The following is a 6,634-nucleotide window of genomic DNA, read 5'->3' as shown; positions in this document are numbered from 1 at the left end:
TCAGCTGGCCCCTTTAGGGGTGGTAGTGTCAAATCCTAACTCTTCTAATGATACAAGGGAGATTTATCCTCTATAAACCTAATTCTTCTCCCCAAATTGAAACTTTTTCAAGATGATATGCTAATAATTCGCAACCAGAACGGTTATTGAATATTCTTCGTAACTGAGTATGCAGCCCCTTTTCTAATGTTCTCTGCAAATACGCCATTTTATAAAGATCAATTGGAGCTGTTTTAAATTCAATCCCATTCTTCTGCATTTGTTTTGTATATAAATTCACACAATGCGTGCGAATCTCTTCTGCATTGCTCTGCCAATCTTTTCTAAAGCCTAATAATATTTCGACTAAAACAACCATATCAAACCAGACTGGTCCGTATTTAATAGACTCCCAATCGATAAACTGAATATTCCATGGAGCATCTAGTGTCACATTATTACTACATATATTTTGCATATGAAGGTCTCCATGTGTTATAGATGAACCGTTTTCAAATAGTTCTGGAAAAAAATCCGGTCCCTTCTGACACAGTTTTATTAGCGATTTATGATAGGGTTTAATGGTCTCACTTACCCTATCGTCTTGCACTGCATCATCGAGAAAAGTAATCGTTCTTCCAATGTATTTAGATCGACCACTTCTCATTTTGCTTGATTCATAAATGGGGAGCCATTCATTCCAAATATTTTTATATTTTTTCAAATTGTCTTCAAATGTGTGTGCGTGAAGTTTGGCAACAGTGGGGATAATATGTTCTAAATGTTTTGGGGAGAAAGTAATCTGGCCGCGTACTTGCTGGACAAACTCCATGAATATCCAGGTTTCAGTTCCTTTTTTTTCAATATAATATATTTGAGGAAGAAACTCTTTCAATATCGGATACGCTTTTTCATATACTTGAATCTCTACTTCATTTCTGTAGCTTGTTGAATTATATACTTTTAAAATAATGGGATAGTTTTTCATTTTTTTTCGAAGAAATAATTTGTAGATACTAGTTCTTGTTGTTGATTTCAGACATTCAATTTTAGCAGGATCTATTGCTACCCTTTCACCCATTGAATAAGAGATTTTATCTGAAATTCTAAACTTCTTTAAATAATAGGATAATTCTTTTGCTTCATACAATGATTTCATTCCTTTCATTTTCATTTTCGTTTCCATGCATTCCTCAAATGAGACCATGCGCTTCTAATAAATGGCATCGGATCGTCCCACGCAAAAAGAGCGAACTCTTTTTTTCCTCGCAAGCCTTCATAAAAATCTTGCCATGTCATTTCAGCTCTTTTTTTCTTGTCACGGAACGTTAAATAATACCGCACAAGATAAATCCATTTGATACCGTCTCTTTGTTTAAGTCTTGGCGCTGGGTTTTGCTTGGTTAGATATAAATAATACATATAAGCAAAATCGATGCCTGCAGATTCTGTTAGGCTATGAGTTAACCAAAAACGGGGATTGATTTCAATAAACTTATAAACATCATCTCGCGGGTCCTTTTTAAACTCTGCCATGCCAATACCTTTAAGTTGTATTTTTTTAAAAAGAGGTAAACATACATCCACTAGTTCTGGAATCTGTTTACTAACAATATGAGCTCCTGTTCCAAAGTCAGCTGGAAATTGATGGTTCTTTTGCAAAGAAAATAATGCTAATAGCTCCATATTGTCGTCATAAAAAGTAGCCACTTTATAAAAATGCTGATTGTCTCCAGGAATGATTTCCTGAGCGATGAGCTTTCCATGCTGTCGGTACAATTCATACTCATTTCTTAGTTGATCTGGATTTTTTATAAATATAGCCTTTTTATTTATTTTTTTTCGAAACTTATGGCCCAAAGTCGGCTTTAATATACATGGAAAACCGAGGTTCAATATTGCTTCTTCTAACTGTCCTTTATGTTCAATCACATATGTTTTCGGGCATGGAATATTATGCTTCACAGCCAGTTCATACATTTTATGTTTATCTAGTATTGTTTCAATTAATGAATGCTCAGGAAACAAAAATAAATAGTAGTTAGACAGCTCCGCTCGATATTTTGAAATAAATACCACATAATCATCCGCACCTGTATACAAAACTGGTTTCAATTTTAATTCTTTAGCCAAGTGGATTAAAAAAGTTAATAATTCCTTTTCTTCCGATAAAGGACTTGGACATACTCCGCATGAAGCAAGGCGTGATCTCCCTATCTTATAAGGCCCCTCTACATCAAACGCATAAACTTTAATTCCTTTTCTCGCTAAACTTCTAATAATTCCAACTCCATTGGCACTTAAGTCCATTACAACTGCACTGTGTTCATGATACATAGAATCCTTCCTCACTTAAATATCTTTGTAGATTTTTTCGATATGAGCTATCATTGTCTCTCTAGTTAAATATTTTTTAGCGAAGTTTCTTGCATTTTCACCTAACTTCTCCCGATCTTGCTGGTTTTCAATAACGAACTTTAATGCGTGTTTTAGTTTATTTACATCTCCTACATCTACTAGAATACCTGTCTTCTCGTGATGCACTAATTCAGGTATTCCTCCCGATGTTGTCGAAATGACACAAGCTCCACTATGCATGGCCTCAATAATAGAAATAGGCAGACTATCATTTAGAGTTGGAAGTACAAAAATATCGGTTTTACTTAAAATGTTTGGTACATCATCTCTTTCCCCTAAAAACTCCACCATGGAAAGATTCAAAGAAGCAACTTGCTTTTCTAACGCATCTCTCATCTCGCCATCTCCGACAATAAGCACCTTAATGTTTTCAGTATATTTCCTTTCCATCTGTGAAAGTGCATCAAATAATACTTTATGACCTTTTCTTGGTCCTAATCTCGCCACACATGTAATAACGATTTTTTTCTGTGCCAATGTATTTTTCACATCATACTTCTCAGGATAATCAATACCCGTAAGCACAGTTGTCATTTCCTCTTGCTTTGCCCCCAGTTGCATTAACGGTTGACGAAATGAATCACTGAGAATAATAAGATGATTGGCAAATTCAATAGCTTTACTTTCTAATGTTTTATAATAGGCTTCTTCTAGTGAATCTTTTTCAAATATACCAAATTTCACCCGGTTAAAAGTAAACATCCCATGGGGTGTAAATAGCAAAGGTTTCTTATAAAGTCGATTGATTCTTCCCAATATATTGGCTGTAAACAAATCTTGCGCATGAAAAACATCATATTTTTTTAAGTTGATATTTTTAAGCAACATCATTTCGTAGATATACATACGTCTGCAATTTCTCAAAATCGTGGTATTATAGCTTCCATAACGTGCAGAAAAGAAATTTTTCAATTCTGGAACAACCTTTTTACGCATGTTTCTTACTTCGCTCGTAAGAAATTGATTAGGAGATATAATATCGACTTTATGGCCCAATTTTTTTAAACCTTCTCTAAGTGCTGTAATATAATTAGATAACCCCCCCGTATGAGGATAATCCCAAAACGTAGCAATTAATATAGAAAGTCTTCTTTTCTTTGAAGTCACCTTTGGCTTTGCATTTACATATCGTTCTCTCGTTGCATTTTTCTTTTTGGGTGATGAAGGTGAATGCATTCCAAAATATTTATCCATCGCTTCGATTAAATAGGAATACGGAAACATACTCTCATTTCTCATTGCCAGATCCTCCTTATCACTTCGAACGCTTCAGCGTATGGTACGCCAATCGTCATACCTCTAACCCTTCCTAAATGCTGAACGCCTTCATACGAACGAGGATGAGGAAAATCTCTCATTTCTACATCATAATGTTTGAGCGCCGCAATCTTTGAATCCATTTGATCTGTAATATTAACAAAATAATTAGGTTTGAAAACTTTATCATTTGTATAGACATTCCACTCACTAGAGGAAACCGTTTCAAACGTAATTAATTCTATCGGATTTCGTTTAGGTAGAGGTCGCGTTGCGGTCAAAACCGCTTGAAAGGTAATTAGATGATCAATGTTGACATCTCCATAATGGTGGGTGAAAATTTTACTTGGTTTATAGTTCTGTATTAATTGTTCTAATTCTTTCGTTAATTGATGCAACGGAATTAATTCCAATTCTAAATTAGGATGATTGAGGAATATCACTTCTTCAATACCAATTTCTTTATTTGCATCCTTGCCTAGTTGATGTATCCGATCCGCTTCCTCCCTTCTTCCTGAAGCAATAATTATTGAAATAACCCGATGGCCATTCTCCACTAATCTTTTTAAAGTCCCTCCAGATCCTAATAACTCATCATCTGGGTGAGCACCAATAACTAAAACACACTCTCTCATAACTCTTATCCCCCCCTATACGACCTAATCCTAATGTATGAATGATGCTACAAAAAGAAACTGGCATTAGCGGAAATACCGTTTCATTGTTTGCCATCTTTTCATACCCTTGCCAGTCTATCTCCGCCCTAACTTCTTTACTCCCCCAACAATTTTATGATATAAGGGGTACTACCCCATGCCCATCAAGCTAACCGAGTAAATTACTAGATATGAAACGATCCTTGTTTTAAAACTAGCAATTGATAGAAAAGTAGGCATGCTAAAGAAGCCTATTAAAACGTGATTTTTTCGCTAGGCAGCTTGTCTATGCTTCACCGTCGTTTTATACACAATCCCTAGAATATCAAAGACGGTCATCTTCTTATACCGATGACATTTACGACCATTCTTTTTGAGCAACAGATAAAGACGATGCAGAATTTTTAAAAGTTCTTCTGTGCCAGCGGCTATCGCTTGAAACAGTAAAGGAAAGTAATCTTTAATCATATAAATCGCTTTGTATTCACTCAGTTCCTGCTTTGTCTTTTCAAGCAGAAACTGTCGTATTTGAAACATCGTAGAAGAACAGAGGAGAATGCCGATGAGTTGTCCATATAAATGACACTCTAGGCGTTCTCTTTTAATATTTTTACATTCATCAATTTCAAAAAATGACTTCCACGTTTTAAACAAAATTTCAATCTTCTATTCTTATTTTTCTACTTTACTTATGTAATGGTTTAGACTAATGAATAGTTTTTATTTAGAAAAAGCAAATGTACCTACTGTTAAAATAAAGAGGAGAAAACTTAATAAACCGTAGCGTTCATGTAATCTCTAGGAGTGTAAACAATGAAGTTTTTCAAAAAAACAATCAATTTTCTTAATAAACTAAAGAACAAATGGAAAGAAGATGATTATGAAGGCATATCTGATTATGAGAGGGAACTTATAGAAAAAATTCCAACCCAAAATCTATATGGACTAATAGGGATGGTTATGGGTGGAGTTTCATTTATATTCGGTTACGCATTTGTAATCATGCCCATATTCACAATTATTTTATGTATAGTAACTTTCTTTACTTTTGACAAGGAAAAAGAAGATAATCCTATGACTTTCGTTGTGGGTATTATGTTGTCACTGTTGAGTATATGTATGTATATTCAGGGAGACTCTCATCAAATAGAACTATAAATAGCTGATAACAATGAATATATTAATGTGTCCCTTCAGAAGTACCGGAGGGGCTTTTCAGTTTATATGTGCCAATCTATTGAAAATGTTATCAAAAATGTAAGCGAAAAGTTATAAAATCCGACTAATGGCTATTCCTAAAATAAGAAACCACTTATACAATTTAAATCCCTTTTACTTTACGTAAAATTCGCTCAACTACTCGGGATATACCAAATGAATTTTGTAAATAATAAGATTGTTAAACAAGAAATTGAGGGGGACTTGTATGCTAAATCATAACAAAGCTAAAGAAAATTCGGGTTCTATTTTGAAACCTGATTTTGTTGGAACTGATGCAAACAAAGTAAAGCAAGAAATCCAAAAAGATGTAAGTGAAGGACAAGGGGCAATGACTTCCCGAGAGGCAGGGGCAATGCGAGATTAAGAAAACACCTTGAGTGGTTCTGTTATTCTTCTGCTTCAAAATTTCAATTTGTAATTAAGTTTAAGACAAAAAGGAATTTCCTTTATTGAAAATTTTTATTCATTTGTTATAACATAAAAAAGGAATTGAGTGGTTCAGGCTCAATTCCTTTAGTGAAGCCTTTTATAAACGAATACATTTGTAAGAGAATCCGGCTTTGTGTAGGGTTCTTTTACTTTGCTTGCAACATGAAATATAGAACCTTATATGCCATTTTTCTTATTTTTGGGGTATTTGCCTTTATTAGCTTGATGACGATGGGAGTACTGCCCGCAAAAAGAGAGAGAAAATAATCTTGTATTAAGATTTACATGTATATTTATTCATTTTTATAATGAATTTTACAAGGGAATAATTAAGAAGCCAAATGAAAGTTTCAATATAAAAACGTTATACACAAGATAATGTGTTTTTTATTGATGTTCCGCCCATCTATTATAAACAGAAGAACGTATATTTTTCACATAGTTCAGAAAATCTTGTGATAGTCCGAATTTCTTAAACCCTTTTAACAACTTCGTAGGAACCTCACTATTTGAAGTAAAAGCTCTTTTATGGTCAATGACTTTTAACTGACCTTCTTCATTTATTAACACATGTCTTACTTCCGTGTCCCACCTAGTAAATCCAATCTTTTTTAATTCATCCAACATTATTAATATCCTTTCAGTTAGTTCTTCTGTAATTTGTTTTTCTTTTT

General features: G+C 33.9%; 6 protein-coding genes and 2 pseudogenes. 2 read left to right on the top strand and 6 right to left on the bottom strand.

Going from position 1 to position 6,634, the window contains the following annotated elements; translation table 11 throughout:
* Positions 1 to 70: 70 nt before the first annotated feature.
* From V7038_RS25820 to V7038_RS25800, 5 genes and pseudogenes are all read right to left on the bottom strand, one after another.
* The gene (locus V7038_RS25820; RefSeq protein ID WP_078175229.1) at positions 71 to 1,165 is read right to left on the bottom strand and encodes a phosphotransferase; all 1,095 of its coding nucleotides are present in this window, start codon (positions 1,163 to 1,165) and stop codon (positions 71 to 73) included.
* A complete protein-coding gene (locus tag V7038_RS25815) occupies positions 1,150 to 2,316 on the bottom strand; it encodes a carboxylate--amine ligase (RefSeq protein ID WP_335695842.1) in 1,167 nt (388 codons plus the stop codon). The genes V7038_RS25820 and V7038_RS25815 overlap by 16 nt, the downstream gene beginning before the upstream one ends.
* 15 nt (positions 2,317 to 2,331) lie before the next feature.
* Positions 2,332 to 3,636, bottom strand: a complete 1,305-nt coding sequence (locus V7038_RS25810) for a glycosyltransferase family 4 protein (RefSeq protein WP_098989277.1) — start codon at positions 3,634 to 3,636, stop codon at positions 2,332 to 2,334.
* Entirely contained in the window at positions 3,633 to 4,289 is a 657-nt protein-coding gene (locus tag V7038_RS25805) for a PIG-L deacetylase family protein (RefSeq protein ID WP_002158179.1), read from the bottom strand. Before V7038_RS25805 ends, V7038_RS25810 begins: the two co-directional genes overlap by 4 nt.
* Positions 4,290 to 4,583: 294 nt before the next feature.
* A pseudogene (locus tag V7038_RS25800) lies at positions 4,584 to 4,976 on the bottom strand (IS4 family transposase); the annotation flags it as partial.
* Between the two features lie 147 nt (positions 4,977 to 5,123).
* On the opposite strand from V7038_RS25800, the gene V7038_RS25795 reads away from it, so the two are divergent.
* Together V7038_RS25795 and V7038_RS25790 are read left to right on the top strand one after the other, a co-directional pair.
* Positions 5,124 to 5,468, top strand: a complete 345-nt coding sequence (locus V7038_RS25795) for a DNA translocase FtsK 4TM domain-containing protein (RefSeq protein ID WP_098989276.1) — start codon at positions 5,124 to 5,126, stop codon at positions 5,466 to 5,468.
* A 268-nt stretch (positions 5,469 to 5,736) separates the two neighbouring features.
* Positions 5,737 to 5,895, top strand: a complete 159-nt coding sequence (locus V7038_RS25790) for a hypothetical protein (protein WP_002158183.1) — start codon at positions 5,737 to 5,739, stop codon at positions 5,893 to 5,895.
* Positions 5,896 to 6,347: 452 nt separating this feature from the next.
* On the opposite strand, the pseudogene V7038_RS25785 reads toward V7038_RS25790, so the two are convergent.
* Positions 6,348 to 6,634 (bottom strand): annotated as a pseudogene (locus V7038_RS25785) (kinase); the annotation flags it as partial.

This window comes from Bacillus sp. JJ783 (assembly GCF_036963225.1).
Lineage (GTDB): Bacteria > Bacillota > Bacilli > Bacillales > Bacillaceae_G > Bacillus_A > Bacillus_A cereus_U.
This window is presented reverse-complemented; position numbering and strand designations above follow the sequence as displayed.